This window comes from Shewanella sp. MBTL60-112-B2 (genome assembly GCF_019655055.1).
In the GTDB taxonomy this organism is placed as follows: domain Bacteria; phylum Pseudomonadota; class Gammaproteobacteria; order Enterobacterales; family Shewanellaceae; genus Shewanella.
Genome location: NZ_BPFA01000025.1, coordinates 35,804 through 51,294, shown reverse-complemented (window position 1 = coordinate 51,294; position 15,491 = coordinate 35,804). Strand labels below are relative to the sequence as shown.

The following is a 15,491-nucleotide window of genomic DNA, read 5'->3' as shown; positions in this document are numbered from 1 at the left end:
GTGAGTGTCATTAGTTTGACTGAAATTGTATTGCTTACTCAGATAAGCTTGAGTTAAGCAAGTAGTATGCCTAAAAAGGAAAGATATATGGAATTGCTCGGTAGAGACCAAAATTAATTGTTTATTTGCGCAGATCTCTTAATTTAAATTAGATATAAGCCTATGAGAAGTAGGTAAAAGGCAAAATGTATGTCGACTATTCTTGAATCCGTAAACAAACGGACCCAATTGGTAGGTCAAAATCGATTGGAGTTATTGTTATTTAAACTAAATGGACGTCAACGATTCGGAATCAACGTGTTTAAAGTCAAGGAGGTCTTACAATGTCCTCCATTGACGACTCTGCCTAAGTTGAACTCAAAAGTACGTGGTGTTGCCCATGTTCGCGGCATGACCATTTCAGTGATTGACTTGAGTGCGGCAACAGGTGGTAGACCAATTGAGAACATTGAAAACTGTTTCATTATCATCTCCGAGTATAATCGCAGCGTTCAAGGCTTTTTAGTGAGTTCGGTTGAACGTATCATCAACATGAACTGGGAAGCCATTATGCCTCCGCCTCAAGGGGCCGGAAAATTTTCTTATCTCACTGCGGTGACTGAAATTGATAATGAGTTGGTTGAGATTTTAGACGTTGAGAAAATTCTCGATGAGATCTCGCCTGTTAATACTGAAACCAGCCAAGAACTGAATGATGCTTTAACCATAGATAAAGATCAGCACTACCATATTATGGTTATTGATGACTCTTCAGTTGCTCGTAAACAGATTATTAGGGCGTTGACCTCGCTGGGCCTACAAATCGATACTGCAAAAGATGGTAAAGAAGCGTTAGAGAAACTACGAGCCATGTCTGCGGAGCTTGATGATGTTTCAACTGAGATCCCTTTGATTATTTCAGACATTGAGATGCCAGAGATGGATGGTTATACCTTAACGGCTGAGATCCGTGATGACCCTAAGCTTAAGAACATCAAAGTGGTATTACATACTTCACTTAGCGGTGTGTTTAATCAGGCTATGGTACAGAAAGTTGGCGCCAATGACTTTATCGCGAAATTTAATCCTGATGAGTTAGCGGCGGCTGTGAACAAGCACTTAAGTCTTTAGTTGAGTAATTTAGCGAAGTAGGAAACATCTCTTGCTTGTGTTTCCTTTGCTGCTAAGGTATAACGCTGCGTTCGTTTTTTGGCTGTGTTTAACCCTGTTGGGTCGAAGCGGTTTGTTTTATTGATATTAGGATAATAGAGTGTCAAATAAGTCTCTTGCTGAGAATGAGTACAAGCAATTTAGATTATTCCTAGAGCAGCACAGCGGTATTGTGCTGGGAGAAAACAAGCTGTATTTGGTGCGAAGCCGATTAGCGCCTCTAATGGGTAAGTATAACTTGCCCTCTTTATCTGAAGTGGTAAAGCAGTCAATGAAGCCTACAGAGCGTCAGTTACGCACTGAGGTTATCGATGCCATGACCACTAATGAAACATTGTGGTTTCGTGACCGTTATCCCTTCGAGCTACTATCGAACAGTATACTACCGACATTTAGCCGTTTAGGCCGCCCGGTAAAGATTTGGTCTGCTGCCTGTTCATCAGGACAAGAGCCGTATTCTTTGGCTATGACTATCTTGGAGCATCAACAGCGCAAGCCTGGAAGCTTGCCTGGTAATGCCAACATTTTGGCAACTGATCTATCGCCATCTATGCTGGAGCGTTGTAAAAGTGCCGAGTATGACAATCTCGCCTTAGCAAGAGGGTTATCTGACGAACGTAAGCGTCAGTTTTTTGATACTTTGCCCTCGGGTAATATGGTGGTTAAAGATAACGTTAAGCGTTTGGTTAATTTCCGAGCGCATAACCTACTCGAGAGTTATACCTTACTCGGCAAGTTCGATATTATTTTTTGCCGCAATGTATTGATCTATTTCTCTCCTGAGGCAAAGCGGAAAATACTACGGCAATTTGCTGCCGCATTAAATCCAAACGGCATTCTGTTTCTTGGCGCATCTGAGTCTATAGCGGGTTTGTCCGATGAATTTGACATGATCCGTTGTAATCCTGGGATCTATTATCAGAAGCGAGTTTAATCTCGCCCTGAACTACACTCAGTAAATAAAACGCGTCTCTCTAGACGCGTTTTTTGTTTCTGTCTAATCTAGCTGTAGCTTATTCTCTGCATAAACTTCTCTTTATTATATTGTTTTGGCATAACTATTGCTTTGTTTCAGCCATAGAGCTGAGGAGGCAATTTTATGGCGATTAGTTTTGATAAAGCGTTAGGAGTTCATCAACACACTTTGGGCGTACGTTCCCAACGTGCAGAGATCCTATCCTCAAATATTGCTAACGCTGATACGCCTGGCTACAAGGCGCGCGATATTGATTTTTCAAAAGCAATGAATGCGGCCCAATCTCAGCAATCAGGTTTAGCTATGGCTAAAAGCGACAGCAAGCACTTCGATATGGCGGCGTTAACTCAGCAGAATGTAGGCTATAGAGTGCCAAACCAGCCCGATACCGGTGACGGTAACACTGTCGATATTCAGCAAGAGCAGTCAGCATTTATGCAAAATGCCCTTGAATATCAAATGTCACTGGGTTTTCTCGACAGTAAGTTCTCTGGTATGAAAAAAGCGATTAGAGGCGATTAATAATGAGCTTATTTAATATTTTCAATGTTGCGGGTTCAGGGATGTCTGCCCAGTCAGTCAGACTCAATACCACAGCCAGTAACATAGCTAACGCCGATTCAGTATCGAGCAGTGTTGGAGAGACCTATCGTGCTCGCCATCCAATCTTTGAAGCCGAGATGAGTAAAGCGCAGCAGCATCAAAGCGCAGCGCAATCTGTGGCGGTTAAAGGGATTGTTGAAAGCGATTTACCACTAAATAAAGAGTTTTCGCCAGATCACCCAATGGCGGACACCGACGGCTTTATTTACAAGCCAAATGTCAATGTGATGGAAGAGATGGCTAATATGATCTCAGCCTCTCGTTCTTATCAAATGAATGTTCAAGTCACTGAAGCGGCTAAATCTATGCTTCAGCAGACACTTAGAATAGGCAAATAAACTCAGTGAAAGCTGGAGGTAAATTTTGAGCCTTATTAATCCGCTGACCGCAACGCAGACGGCGCCGAGTCAGACACAACAGACGAATACTATTTCGCCGCAAACTGCTCAGGCAGCGACTCAGAGTACGGCAGCATCGGCGACAAATACAGAGCAGACATCTACCGGGAATCCGTTTCTTGATAGTTTACGTCTGCCAGAAGAAAATCCTATTCCAGAGCCTAATAGTCAGGAATTGACTCAAGAGGATTTCTTCTCGCTGTTGAGCCAACAGTTGTCGATGCAAGATCCTTTTAAGCCAGTTGAAAATGATCAGATGATCCAGCAGATGGCTTCTTTCTCTACGGTTGATGGGATCAGCAAGCTCAATGAAGAGATTATTAACCTTAATGCATTAACCAGTTCGAGTCAGGCGTTACAGGCATCGGGACTTGTTGGTCAAAAGGTGCTTATTCCCTCTGATACTGCTCATATATCTGCAGACGATCCGAGTATGAAAGGCATTATTAGTACGCCTACGCCTATCGAATCTATCACCGTTCGTATTGAAGACGATAAAGGACAGTTGGTTACTACTTACAGTGTAGATGGTAGTGCTGGTGGCAATATCGATGTGAACTGGGATGGTTTAGACAAGAATGGCGAGCCAGTTGCCGAGGGAAGTTATACCTTCAAAGCCAGCGGCAAGGTAGATGGTACAAGTGAAGAGTTACCAGTATCGACCTATGCCCACGTGACCAGTGTGTCATTGGGAACCGCTGCGACGGGCGCTATTTTGAACTTACGCGGTGTTGGCGGAATTAAGATCGGCGATGTCTTAGCTGTATCAGAGACTTAATTGCTAGACAGATATATTCAGAGGCGATTGGCTACAAGGTATGTATCAATCGTCTAGAAATCGAATTTAATAAGGATTGAGGTGAACCATGTCATTTAACATTGCATTGAGCGGTATATCGTCTGCACAAAAAGATCTAAATACAACGGCAAACAACATCGCAAACGTAAACACCACAGGCTTTAAAGAATCCCGTGCTGAGTTTGCGGATGTTTACGCCAACTCTATTTTTTCAAATAGTAAAACGGCAGTCGGTGGTGGTGTCACAACAAGTCAAGTTGCGCAGCAGTTCCATCAAGGCAGTATGGCATTTACTAATAACTCACTTGATATGGCAATTAATGGTGGTGGTTTCTTTGTTACCTCATCTGAAGCGGGCTCACAAGATCATTCATTTACTCGTGCGGGCGCATTTAAGTTCGATTCAAATAACTATATTGTTGATTCGGCAGGTAACTTCTTACAGACTTTCCCGGTAGATAAAGATGGTAACTCCACATCTGTAAGTTTAACTACCACTAAGCCAGTACAAATTCCAGATACCGCAGGTAGCCCGGTTAAGACAGATAACGTGGGGATTCAAATGAACCTCAACGCGGGTGAAGGCACACTTGATCCTGCAGCTTTCGATCCCGATGATCCAGAGACCTTTAACAACTCAACTTCTGTAACTATGTATGATTCACTGGGTGAACCGCATATTTTAACCTCGTACTTTATACGTCCTCCTAATGCCGCTCACACTGGTGAGAGTAACTGGGTGGCGTTTTATGCAGTAGACGGTAAGCCAGTTGATCTGGATCCTGCCGCTGGTGAGTATGATGTTGATACCGACGGCGACGGCGCTGTTGATGGACAAAAAGATGCTGTAAACGCTGCAGGTTGGAAAGGTGCAGCTATTTCATTTAATGACACTGGCGCATATACCGGCAGTAACCCTGCGGTTATCAAGACTGAAGCTTTAGGTGTTGGTGGCGCTAACGTATTAGGTCCAGGTGCTGATGGCACCCAGACATTGACGCTAAACTTTAACAACCCAACTCAATATGCATCGCCATTTGAGGTAACTGAATTAACTCAAGACGGTACAACAGTTGGTCGTTTGACTAACGTGGAAGTTGGCGCTGACGGTTTAATCAATGCCAGTTACAGTAACGGTTCAACCGTACCACTAGCGCGTGTAGCCTTAGTTAGTTTTGCTAACGAGCAAGGGTTAACCCAAGCGGGCAATACGTCTTGGAAGGCAAGCTTAGATTCAGGTCCAGCGTTAGCGGGCGAGGCGAACAGCGGTACTTTTGGTAGTATTCGTTCATCGGCACTTGAGCAGTCAAACGTTGATTTGACCACCGAGTTAGTGGACTTGATTTCAGCGCAGCGAAACTTCCAAGCCAACTCAAGAACGCTTGAAGTGAATAACACGCTACAGCAAACCGTTCTGCAAATTCGATAAGCGTTAAAAGCTAAGAAGGGCGCTTCGCTTCGAGGTCGCCCTTCGGGCTGCTAGGACGTTCGCAGGCTCACTGCGAGATCCTAGGAAAAGCACAAGAGCCGAACGCTTCGCTGACGGTATAAGCTGAGACGGGACAAGATTTTTCGTCTTTTCCGTCTTAGCTTTATTCGGCTTTAAATCGTTTATGCTTTAATTTGTTAAGTCTTTTCCGTAAGCGAAGCGTTCCGTAAGGCCACAGGCCGTTCGTCTTTGCTTTACCTAGGACCTTTCTTAGCTTTTCCCTAGAACCTAGGACCTATTTTTTAAACCTAGAACCTGCTTTACCTCGCAGCGCAGCGTCCTTCTTTTCATATCTTGGCACGATGTTTGCTATTTATTTCGTTAGACGGAAGTTTGACGGAGTATCAAGTGGACAAATTGCTCTATGTCGCGATGAGCGGCGCAAAACAGAATATGAATTCGTTGGCGGTCAGTGCCAACAATTTAGCTAACGCTAATACCGATGGCTTTAAATCCTCTTTAGCTCAAGCTCGCTCAATGCAAGCGTTTGGCGAAGGTTTGCCTACGCGCGTGTTCTCTATGACCGAAACTCCGTCAGCTAATTTTGCCAGTGGTCCGATTAAGACTACCGGCCGTGATTTAGATATTGCCGTTAAAGGTGATGGCTGGATTGCGGTGCAATCCGAGAATGGCGGTGAAGCCTATACCCGCTCAGGCAGTTTACGTTTTGATAACTCAGGTGTGCTGCGTAATGACAAAGGCACGGCTGTAATGGGCGACAATGGCCCTATTGTATTGCCGCTACCGATTGAAAAAGTCGAAATCTCTCAAGATGGCATCGTATCTGTACGTCCATCGGGTGCGACAGCTGAAGTGATTGAAGAAGTTGCCCGAATTAAACTCGTTAATCCCGGTAATCAAAATTTAATGCGCGGGGAAGACGGACTGTTCCGTTTGATGTCTGGTGAGAATGCACCAGCCGACCCTAGCGTAGGTTTGTTAAGTGGCGCAGTCGAAGGCAGTAACGTCAATGCGGTCCATGAGATGGTGTCTATGATTGACCTACAACGTCAGTTCGAGATGCAAGTGAAAATGATGAAAACAGCAGAAGAGAACGATCGCGCGTCCTCTTCCTTAATGCGCATAAGCTAGGAGAGATACTATGCATCCCGCTTTATGGATAAGTAAAACTGGTTTAGACGCTCAGCAAACCGATATTTCAGTAATTTCTAATAACGTGGCTAACGCCAGCACCGTGGGTTTTAAAAAGAGCCGTGCGGTTTTTGAAGACTTACTTTATCAAAACGTCAATCAAGCCGGTGGCATCAGTGCATCGAATACTAAGATGCCAAATGGTCTAAGTATTGGTGCGGGTACTAAAGTGGTGGCCACGCAAGAGATGTTCACCCAAGGCAATATGCTAACAACGGATAACTCTCTAGATTTGATGGTAGAGGGGCCGGGATTTTTTGAGGTGCAGCTTCCTGATGGTACCGCTGCTTATACTCGTAATGGTCAGTTCAGTCTTGATGATACAGGCCAAATCGTAACGCCAGGCTCGGGTTATGTGGTACAGCCTTCTATTACTATTCCTGATGACGCTACCAGTATTACCGTGTCGGCAGAAGGTGAAGTGTCAGTTAAAACACCGGGCAATGCTGAAAACCAGGTCGTGGGCCAGTTAGCCATATCTGATTTTATTAATCCATCAGGGCTCGATCCTATGGGGCAAAACTTATATATGGAAACCGGCGCAAGCGGCACGCCAATCCAAGGAACAGCTTCGCTTGACGGTATGGGCGCTATTCGCCAAGGCGCACTTGAAACGTCAAACGTTAACGTGACCGAAGAGCTCGTTAACTTGATTGAGAGTCAGCGCATTTATGAGATGAACTCAAAAGTCATTTCAGCGGTTGACCAAATGTTGTCTTACGTTAACCAGAATCTTTAAGGTTTTATAAGAGGCTTTGACTATGAAGCGTTTGTGGGCACTTGTCTTTATGACAGCCTTATCGGGGTGTAATTCGACCAGCGGTAAACCGATTGCTGACGATCCCTATTATGCGCCTGTCTATCCCGAGGCGCCGCCAACTAAAATCGCTGCTACAGGCTCTATGTATCAAGATAGTCAGGCATCGAGTCTTTATTCAGATATTAAGGCGCTTAAGGTAGGTGACATCATAACTGTGATGTTGATGGAGCAAACCCAGGCTAAAAAGAGCGCCAATAACGAAATTTCTAAAGGCACGGATTTATCTCTGGATCCCATTTATGCTGGCGGCGGCAATGTCACCATTGGCGGCAACCCAATCGATCTACGCTACAAAGACAGCATGAACACCAAGCGTGAATCTGATGCAGACCAAAGCAACAGCTTGTCGGGCAGTATTTCGGCCAACGTGATGCAGGTGCTTAATAACGGTAACTTGGTGATCCGCGGTGAAAAATGGATAAGCATTAATAACGGTGACGAGTTCGTTCGCATCACAGGTATTGTGCGCGCGCAAGATATTCGACCAGACAATACGATTGACTCACAGCGAGTTGCGAATGCACGTATTCAGTACAGCGGCACTGGAACCTTTGCCGAAGTACAGAAAGTCGGTTGGTTAGCTTCGTTCTTTATGGGTAGCTGGTGGCCATTCTAGGCCAACCTTTTAGGTATGAGCCTAGGTTAAGGATTTAGGATGATGAAATTAAAATTGGTTTTGCTCTGTGCAATCTTGGCCTTGAGCGCTCCTGTGCATGCACAGCGTATTAAAGACATTGCTAACGTACAGGGTGTACGTAGTAACCAGTTGATTGGCTATGGTTTAGTTGTGGGTTTGCCTGGTACGGGTGAGAAAACCCGCTATACCGAGCAGACCTTTAAAACCATGCTGAAAAATTTTGGCATTAATCTGCCTGATAATTTCAGACCCAAGATTAAAAACATTGCAGTTGTTGCCGTGAGCGCTGAAATGCCGCCGTTTATTAAGCCGGGTCAAACCTTAGATGTGACGGTTTCAAGCTTAGGTGAGGCAAAAAGCTTACGTGGCGGCATGTTGTTACAGACCTTTTTAAAAGGTGTCGACGGTAATGTTTACGCGATAGCCCAAGGCAGCATGGTGGTCAGTGGTTTTAGCGCTGAAGGCATGGATGGCTCAAAGGTGGTGCAAAACACGCCAACAGTTGGCCGTATACCAAACGGCGCCATCATTGAGCGTACCGTGGCTACGCCATTTTCAACGGGTGATCACTTAACCTTTAACTTGCGCCGGGCCGATTTCTCTACTGCGAAACGTTTGGCAGATTCGATTAATGACTTATTAGGTCCTGGCATGGCAAGACCGCTTGACGCGACATCGGTGCAAGTGAGTGCACCAAGAGATGTATCACAACGAGTGTCATTTTTGGCAACCCTTGAGAATATTGAAGTCGAGCCAGCTGCAGAGTCTGCCAAAGTCATTGTTAACTCGCGAACCGGTACGATTGTTGTTGGTCAAAACGTCAAATTATTGCCAGCAGCTGTAACCCATGGTGGCTTAACGGTGACAATCGCTGAAGCAACCCAGGTTTCACAGCCAAATGCTTTCGGAAATGGTCAAACCGTGGTCACTACCGACAGTACAATTGATGTGGCAGAAGAAGACAGCCGTATGTTTATGTTTAACCCAGGAACCACGCTAGACGAGCTAGTTCGCGCGGTTAACTTGGTGGGTGCTGCACCTTCAGATGTACTTGCCATCCTAGAAGCGTTAAAGATGGCAGGAGCTTTGCATGGTGAACTGATAATTATCTAAATATTGTCAGTTTGATTGGAAAGGTGTCATGGAGAAGCTGTCGAACGCATCGCAATTTCTGGATCTTGGAGGCTTGGACTCATTAAGATCCAGAGCCCAAAACGATGAAACCAGTGCGTTAAAAGAAGTTGCTCAGCAATTCGAAGGGATCTTCGTGCAGATGCTGATGCAAAGCATGCGTGACGCCAATGCTGTGTTTGAATCAGACAGCCCAATGAATAGTCAGTACACCAAGTTTTATGAGCAGATGCATGATCAGCAGATGTCGCTCAACCTTTCTGGTGAAGGCATGTTGGGCTTGGCCGATTTAATGGTGCAGCAACTTGACCCCGCCAACAGCCCGATGACGCCAGCTTCAGTGCTTCGTGGTGATATCAACGGCGGCTCTAAGGCTGCTGCATTAACAATGGATAGACCTGATGCGCTGCAGATGCCTAACTCACGTGTTGCTAGCTTAGATGCCGTAAGCGTTCAGGCCGTAGCAAATCCAAGCGTAAGTAGTCCGATTCATCAGAGTTTTTCGGGTAATAGCTTTGCGGGTAATAGTTCTTCGAGTAATGCTCTAGCAGCGAATAGCCAGGCTCCGCACGCATTAACAAGCGGCGTTCAATCACAAACTTTAGATTCGGTATTGAGTGGCAAAGTATTGCCGTCGGCGGCAGTCAATGCCGATAAGTCTCAGGCTAATTTCACCAGCCAAGATGAGTTTGTTGCGCGTTTATACCCCCATGCCCAAAAAGCGGCTCAAAGCTTAGGCACCACACCAGAAGTATTGATTGCTCAGTCAGCGTTAGAAACAGGTTGGGGCCAGAAAATGGTGAAAGGCCATCAAGGGCAGCAGAGTAATAACCTGTTTAACATTAAAGCCGATAAGCGTTGGCAAGGTGACAAAGCCTCGGTCAGCACGCTGGAATATGAGCAGGGTATAGCCGTTAAGCAGCAAGCTAATTTCAGGATCTATGAGGATATTGGTCAAAGCTTTAATGACTTTGTGTCATTTGTCTCTAATGGTGATCGCTATCAAGACGCGATGAAACAAGCCGCGGATCCACAGGCTTTTATCCGCTCCTTGCAAGAAGCGGGTTATGCAACCGACCCGAAATATGCCGATAAGGTTATTCAGGTGATGAAAACCATTACGCGAGATTTTAAAGACGTCTTACAAGGGGTTAAGCAATGAAGAATAGTTTTGTTCAACCACTTGCAGCAGGGAGTCAGTACGCATGTCTTTAGATTTAATGAATATTGCTCGCACAGGTGTGCTGGCCTCTCAATCTCAACTGGCGATAACCAGTAATAATATCGCTAATGCTAATACCGCGGGCTATAACCGTCAGGTAGTTTCTCAGTCGGCGCTTGATTCACAGCGAATGGGCAATGACTTTTATGGCGCGGGTACCTATGTATCTGATGTTAAACGTGTCTATAACGACTACGCCACAAGAGAGCTACGTATTGGTTCAACTGCTGTCAGTGAGACACAAACTACCTTTGGCAAGATGAGTGAGTTAGATCAGCTGTTCTCACAAATAGGTAAAGGAGTGCCTGAAGGGCTAAACAATTTCTTTGCCAGCATGAACGCCTTATCTGATATTCCTGGTGATTTGGGAATGCGAGGTTCAATGCTGACCAGTGCTAATCAATTAGCTGACAGCATTAATCAAATGCAAGGGCATCTTGATAGCCAGATGACTCAAACCAATGATCAGATCTCTGCTGTAACTAGCCGCATCAATGAGATCAGTACTGAATTAGGCAATATCAATCGTGAGTTGATGAAGTCTCAGGGCGAAGACATGCAGCTCCTAGACAAGCAAGATGCACTGATTTTAGAGCTGAGTGAGTATGCATCTGTCAACGTAGTGGCACTCGACTCTGGAGCCAAGAGTGTAATGCTGGGTGGCACAATGATGTTGGTGTCGGGTGAAGTTTCAATGCAAATGGGTACAGTGCAAGGTGATCCTTACCCGAATGAGTTACAAATAACCGCGCAGTCGGGCAGTAAGAGCATGATTGTTGATGCGACCAAACTCGGTGGCCAGTTAGGCGCATTAGTTAACTATCGCGATGAGACTCTGATGCCATCACAGATGGAGCTTGGCCAATACGCGCTAGGCGTAGCGGATGCCTTTAATCAGGCGCAGGCCCAAGGTTTTGACTTAAATGGTCAAGTGGGCGCAAATATCTTTACCGATATTAACGACCCATCAATGCAGCTTGGCCGTGTCGGTGCGCTATCAAGTAATACTGGCACTGCAAATCTAAGCGTGAATATTGACGATGTAGGCAGTTTAACTGGTAGCAGCTATGAGCTAAAGTTTACTGCCCCATCAACTTATGAGCTAAAAGATGCCGTAAGCGGCAACATCACGCCGCTTACGTTAAACGGCACTAAGCTCGAAGGTGCTGCTGGCTTTAGCATCGACATCGATGCAGGGGCACTCGCCTCTGGTGACACTTTTGAAATACGCCCAACATCAGGCGCAGCGGCATCAGTATCGGTGGAGATGACAGATGGTAAAGGCATAGCCGCTGCTACGGGGGCTCAAATCACTGCCGATGCGGCAAATACCGGTAACAGCCAAGTAAATCTCGTCAGCATCGATGATAGAACTGACACAAATTTCCCTGTAACGGGCGCTGAGCTTACCTTTGAAATCGATCCCTCTGCAACGCCACCTACATTTGAAGTGTTTGACGTTGATGGTACATCGCTTGGCGCTGCGGCAGCTTACACACCACCGAATATCAGTGCCCATGGCTTTACCTTCGAGATTGATTCTACCGCGGCGACGGCCGAGAAGTTCACCTTCAATTTATCATTTGCCGAAGGTGATAACACTAACTTGGTGAATATGGCCAAGCTCAGTGAAGCCAAATTAATGAATGGTGGCAAAACAACGTTAAATGACGTGTATGAATCCACTAAGTTTGATGTGGGCAGCAAGACTAAGGCGGCTGAAATTGCAATGGGCTCTGCCGATGCAATATACAGTCAGGCTTATACCCGAGTGCAAAGTGTATCAGGGGTAAACCTTGATGAAGAGGCGGCAAATTTGATGCGCTTTCAGCAGTCTTATCAGGCGTCAGCACGGATCATGACCACAGCCAATGAAATATTCAACACATTATTTAGTTCTCTGCGCTAGCACTGAACGCTTCAAGATTTGAAACAGGAATTAAGATTATGCGAATTTCAACAGCGCAAATGTTTCATCAAACCAGCAGCAATGTCTTAAAAGGCCAGTCTGCCACCAACCAGATCTTGGAGCAGTTGGCGTCAGGCAAAAAAGTGAATACTGCTGGTGACGACCCTATTGCCGCAGCTGGGATAGATAACCTAAATCAGCAAAGCGCGCTGACCAATCAGTTTTTAAAGAACATTGATTACGCTTCGAATCGACTGGCGGTAAGTGAAAGTAAGATTGGTAGCGCTGAAACGTTAATACAAAGTATGCACGAGGGGATGCTGCGCTCAGTAAACGGCACCTTAACGGATACCGACCGGCAAGCTATTGCCGATGAGATGCGCAGTAGCCTAGAAGAGTTGTTATCTATTGCCAATAGCAAAGATGAATCTGGTAATAGTTTGTTTGCTGGTTTTGCAACCGACACCACGCCATTTGCTTTTGATAATAACGGCAAGGTTGTTTATAGCGGTGATTCAGGAGTCAGAGACTCCATAGTGGCATCGGGCGTGACGGTAGGCAGCAATATCCCTGGTGACAGTGTTTTTATGAACGCAGCTAATGGCTTAGGGGACTATAGCGTCAATTATTCGGCGTCTCAAACCGGCAGCTTTTCAGTTGAAAGCGCTAAAGTGACAGATAGCGCATTACCGGTTGCAGGTGATTACAGCTTTGCATTTGCGGATGATGGTGCTGGTGGGCTTGAGTTGAATGTGACCGATGCATTAGGCGTTGTCACGACCATTCCTAATTTTGACCCAAGTCAGCCCGTGACTGTCGACGGCATTGAATTGCAGTTTAAAGGGGCGCCAGTTGCCGGTGATACTTTTTCAATGTCGCCAGAAACCCAATCAAACATCTTCGACACCTTAAACAGTGCGATTTCTTTACTCGAAGATGGTGCAAAGCTGAATAGCCCACAAGGCCAATCTGAGATGGCGCAATTATTGACTAATGTAACCAGTGGCCAAGAACAGATGGCAATGAGCCGCAGTGTGGCGGGTAATAGCCTCAAAAGTTTAGAGAGCTATACAGATACCCATAAAGAAGAACAGTTGGTTAACCAATCTGCGTTATCACTGCTAGAAGACTTAGATTATGCCGAAGCGATTACTGAGTTTGAGAAGCAACAATTGGCGCTGAATGCGGTATCTAGTGTGTTTAGCAAGGTGGGCTCGACTTCGCTGTTTGACTATATATAGGGGCCAGGACCTAGGACCTAGAGCACCGACTCAGTCTTTAACGTCTTATTTTTCTAGTTTTTAACAAAGTTGGCACGAAAAAAGCATTAAAACATTAAAGAGTTTGTCTCTTTTAAATATTTGACACCCGCAGCTCAAATGTAACTTTAGCTGCTACTAGGTTGCTGTAGTGCTCCGTGCTTAACGCAGACTTCATAGCGTATAAATGCACTGGGCTTAATGATGAGACAAGGGAGTCGGAATCATTTTAAACAGCAGTACCCGATACAATTTTACTATTAACAATTTTAGCCAAGTCTCTAGTCTTGGCGACAAACTAAGAAGAGGATTACAACATGGCTATTAGCGTTAATACTAACGTCACATCAATGAGAGCGCAGAACAACCTAAACAGTGCTAACTCTAGTACGCAAACGTCAATGGAACGTTTATCTTCAGGCCTACGTATTAACAGTGCTAAAGATGACGCTGCGGGTCTGCAGATCTCTAACCGTATGACCAGCCAGATCAACGGTATCGGCGTCGCCATGCGTAACGCCAACGACGGTATCTCTATCGCGCAAACTGCCGAAGGTGCGATGCAAGAATCGACTAACATCTTACAGCGTATGCGTGATCTTTCTCTACAGTCGGCTAACGGTTCAAACTCAGCCGATGACCGCGCTGCAATGCAAAAAGAGATGACGTCACTACAGGCCGAATTAACTCGTATTTCAGACACTACCTCTTTTGGTGGCCAGAAATTGTTAGATGGTAGTTACGGGACACAAGACTTCCAGGTGGGGTCAAACGCCAACGAGACGATCTCACTTACTCTTTCTGATATTTCTGCAGATCAAATAGGCTCTAAAGGTAAGACTGTTACCGGAGAACTAAGTGCGGCCAATATTACAGCGCTAGCAGATGATAGTGATACTGATGGTACCACCAAAGGTAAAATTACTTTTGCTCATACACCTCCAGGTGCAGCAGCCCCTACAAACATTGAAGTGATAGTTGAGCAAGGTATGACTGCAGATGAGTTAGCAACAGCACTAAACACAAGTCTTGCTGATACGGGAGTTACCGCTACTGTTGATACTGGTAAGATTGTTTTTGGTGGTGTTGCAGAGAATGGCAGTGCATTAACTATGACGGCTGTCGATGACGCTGCAGGTGTTGTGACACCTTCAACTGCTTTTGCACTCGGCGCTGATGATAGCCAAGTGACAGCGGTGGCTGATATTGATATCAATACTGTTGAAGGCTCTCAGTCTGCAATCAGTGTTATTGATGCTGCGATTACTCAAATTGACAGCCAACGTGCAGACTTAGGTGCGGTACAAAATCGTATGAGCTTTACTATCAATAACCTAAGTAATATTCAGTCCAACGTAACTGATGCGCGTAGCCGTATTCAGGATGTGGACTTTGCCAAAGAAACTGCAGAACTGACTAAGCAGCAAATTCTGTCACAAACCTCTTCTGCGATGCTTGCGCAAGCGAATCAGTTACCGCAAACAGCCTTATCATTGCTTGGCTAGAACCAAATCGGTTAAGGCAAAGATGGTTTAAAGACGGCTAAAAGACGAACGGCCTGCGGCCTTACGGATGACGGAACGCTGCGCTTACGCAAAGCAGGCTCTAGAGCCTAGAGCGTGACTTCGTCACGGCGAGAGCGTCGCTCCGCTCCTGCTAGACTTACCTTCTTAACAGTAAAAGCAAAAAAAACAGCTAGACCCAAATGGGCCTAGCTGTTTTTTTTATTTAAGAGTTACGAGCTAATTTTACCACGAAGCGCTTCGCTTTCACGGAGGGCACGAAGAAGAGCAAAAGATTAAAACTACATTGTTCATTGTCTTGCTGCTTTTGATTGTATCGCAGGGCGGAGCACGCTCTCGCCGTGGCGAAGCCACGTCCTAGCAGCGAAGCGCTCTAGCATCTAACTTCTAGCATCTAGGCATTCTCTACGCGCACAGCTAACTG

The 15,491-nt window shown here is 45.6% G+C and carries 14 protein-coding genes; all 14 read left to right on the top strand.

The window, feature by feature from the left end; all coding sequences use genetic code 11:
* The first annotated feature begins 189 nt into the window (after positions 1–189).
* The 14 genes from K5Q73_RS15290 to K5Q73_RS15225 all read left to right on the top strand — a co-directional run bounded on the left by K5Q73_RS15290 (position 190) and on the right by K5Q73_RS15225 (position 15,049).
* Positions 190–1,110 (top strand): chemotaxis protein CheV, encoded by a 921-nt coding sequence (locus tag K5Q73_RS15290; protein ID WP_220760103.1) that lies wholly within the window; start codon positions 190–192, stop codon positions 1,108–1,110.
* A 139-nt stretch (positions 1,111–1,249) separates the two neighbouring features.
* Positions 1,250–2,083: a protein-glutamate O-methyltransferase CheR gene (locus K5Q73_RS15285; RefSeq protein ID WP_220760104.1), complete on the top strand. Its 834-nt coding sequence runs from the start codon at positions 1,250–1,252 to the stop codon at positions 2,081–2,083.
* Between the two features lie 165 nt (positions 2,084–2,248).
* Positions 2,249–2,647 (top strand): flagellar basal body rod protein FlgB, encoded by a 399-nt coding sequence (gene flgB, locus K5Q73_RS15280; RefSeq protein ID WP_220760106.1) that lies wholly within the window; start codon positions 2,249–2,251, stop codon positions 2,645–2,647.
* Between the two features lie 2 nt (positions 2,648–2,649).
* Positions 2,650–3,066, top strand: a complete 417-nt coding sequence (gene flgC / locus K5Q73_RS15275; protein WP_012154594.1) for a flagellar basal body rod protein FlgC — start codon at positions 2,650–2,652, stop codon at positions 3,064–3,066.
* Between the two features lie 25 nt (positions 3,067–3,091).
* Positions 3,092–3,904 (top strand): flagellar hook assembly protein FlgD, encoded by an 813-nt coding sequence (gene flgD / locus K5Q73_RS15270; protein ID WP_220760108.1) that lies wholly within the window; start codon positions 3,092–3,094, stop codon positions 3,902–3,904.
* Positions 3,905–3,992: 88 nt separating this feature from the next.
* The gene (gene flgE, locus K5Q73_RS15265; RefSeq protein WP_220760110.1) at positions 3,993–5,354 is read left to right on the top strand and encodes a flagellar hook protein FlgE; all 1,362 of its coding nucleotides are present in this window, start codon (positions 3,993–3,995) and stop codon (positions 5,352–5,354) included.
* Positions 5,355–5,762: 408 nt separating this feature from the next.
* Positions 5,763–6,506 (top strand): flagellar basal-body rod protein FlgF, encoded by a 744-nt coding sequence (flgF, locus tag K5Q73_RS15260; RefSeq protein ID WP_220760112.1) that lies wholly within the window; start codon positions 5,763–5,765, stop codon positions 6,504–6,506.
* Between the two features lie 10 nt (positions 6,507–6,516).
* Complete coding sequence (gene flgG / locus K5Q73_RS15255) at positions 6,517–7,305, top strand: flagellar basal-body rod protein FlgG (RefSeq protein ID WP_220760114.1); 789 nt, start codon at positions 6,517–6,519, stop codon at positions 7,303–7,305.
* A 22-nt stretch (positions 7,306–7,327) separates the two neighbouring features.
* Entirely contained in the window at positions 7,328–8,002 is a 675-nt protein-coding gene (gene flgH, locus K5Q73_RS15250) for a flagellar basal body L-ring protein FlgH (RefSeq protein ID WP_220760116.1), read from the top strand.
* Positions 8,003–8,044: 42 nt separating this feature from the next.
* A complete protein-coding gene (locus K5Q73_RS15245) occupies positions 8,045–9,136 on the top strand; it encodes a flagellar basal body P-ring protein FlgI (RefSeq protein ID WP_220760202.1) in 1,092 nt (363 codons plus the stop codon).
* Between the two features lie 28 nt (positions 9,137–9,164).
* Positions 9,165–10,316: a flagellar assembly peptidoglycan hydrolase FlgJ gene (flgJ, locus tag K5Q73_RS15240; protein WP_220760118.1), complete on the top strand. Its 1,152-nt coding sequence runs from the start codon at positions 9,165–9,167 to the stop codon at positions 10,314–10,316.
* 43 nt (positions 10,317–10,359) lie between these two features.
* A complete protein-coding gene (gene flgK, locus K5Q73_RS15235; protein ID WP_220760120.1) occupies positions 10,360–12,285 on the top strand; it encodes a flagellar hook-associated protein FlgK in 1,926 nt (641 codons plus the stop codon).
* Positions 12,286–12,323: 38 nt separating this feature from the next.
* The gene (gene flgL / locus K5Q73_RS15230) at positions 12,324–13,526 is read left to right on the top strand and encodes a flagellar hook-associated protein FlgL (RefSeq protein ID WP_220760122.1); all 1,203 of its coding nucleotides are present in this window, start codon (positions 12,324–12,326) and stop codon (positions 13,524–13,526) included.
* A gap of 335 nt (positions 13,527–13,861) precedes the next feature.
* Positions 13,862–15,049 (top strand): flagellin, encoded by a 1,188-nt coding sequence (locus tag K5Q73_RS15225; protein ID WP_220760124.1) that lies wholly within the window; start codon positions 13,862–13,864, stop codon positions 15,047–15,049.
* Positions 15,050–15,491: the final 442 nt, after the last annotated feature.

What these genes read in the sequence shown, in the direction of transcription:
- K5Q73_RS15290 (WP_220760103.1), top strand. Translation starts at nt 190, where the DNA reads ATGTCGACTATTCTTGAATCCGTAAACAAACGGACCCAATTGGTAGGT.
- flgB (WP_220760106.1), top strand. Translation starts at nt 2,249, where the DNA reads ATGGCGATTAGTTTTGATAAAGCGTTAGGAGTTCATCAACACACTTTG.
- flgC (WP_012154594.1), top strand. Translation starts at nt 2,650, where the DNA reads ATGAGCTTATTTAATATTTTCAATGTTGCGGGTTCAGGGATGTCTGCC.
- flgE (WP_220760110.1), top strand. Translation starts at nt 3,993, where the DNA reads ATGTCATTTAACATTGCATTGAGCGGTATATCGTCTGCACAAAAAGAT.
- flgG (WP_220760114.1), top strand. Translation starts at nt 6,517, where the DNA reads ATGCATCCCGCTTTATGGATAAGTAAAACTGGTTTAGACGCTCAGCAA.
- flgH (WP_220760116.1), top strand. Translation starts at nt 7,328, where the DNA reads ATGAAGCGTTTGTGGGCACTTGTCTTTATGACAGCCTTATCGGGGTGT.
- K5Q73_RS15245 (WP_220760202.1), top strand. Translation starts at nt 8,045, where the DNA reads ATGAAATTAAAATTGGTTTTGCTCTGTGCAATCTTGGCCTTGAGCGCT.
- flgJ (WP_220760118.1), top strand. Translation starts at nt 9,165, where the DNA reads ATGGAGAAGCTGTCGAACGCATCGCAATTTCTGGATCTTGGAGGCTTG.
- flgK (WP_220760120.1), top strand. Translation starts at nt 10,360, where the DNA reads ATGTCTTTAGATTTAATGAATATTGCTCGCACAGGTGTGCTGGCCTCT.
- flgL (WP_220760122.1), top strand. Translation starts at nt 12,324, where the DNA reads ATGCGAATTTCAACAGCGCAAATGTTTCATCAAACCAGCAGCAATGTC.
- K5Q73_RS15225 (WP_220760124.1), top strand. Translation starts at nt 13,862, where the DNA reads ATGGCTATTAGCGTTAATACTAACGTCACATCAATGAGAGCGCAGAAC.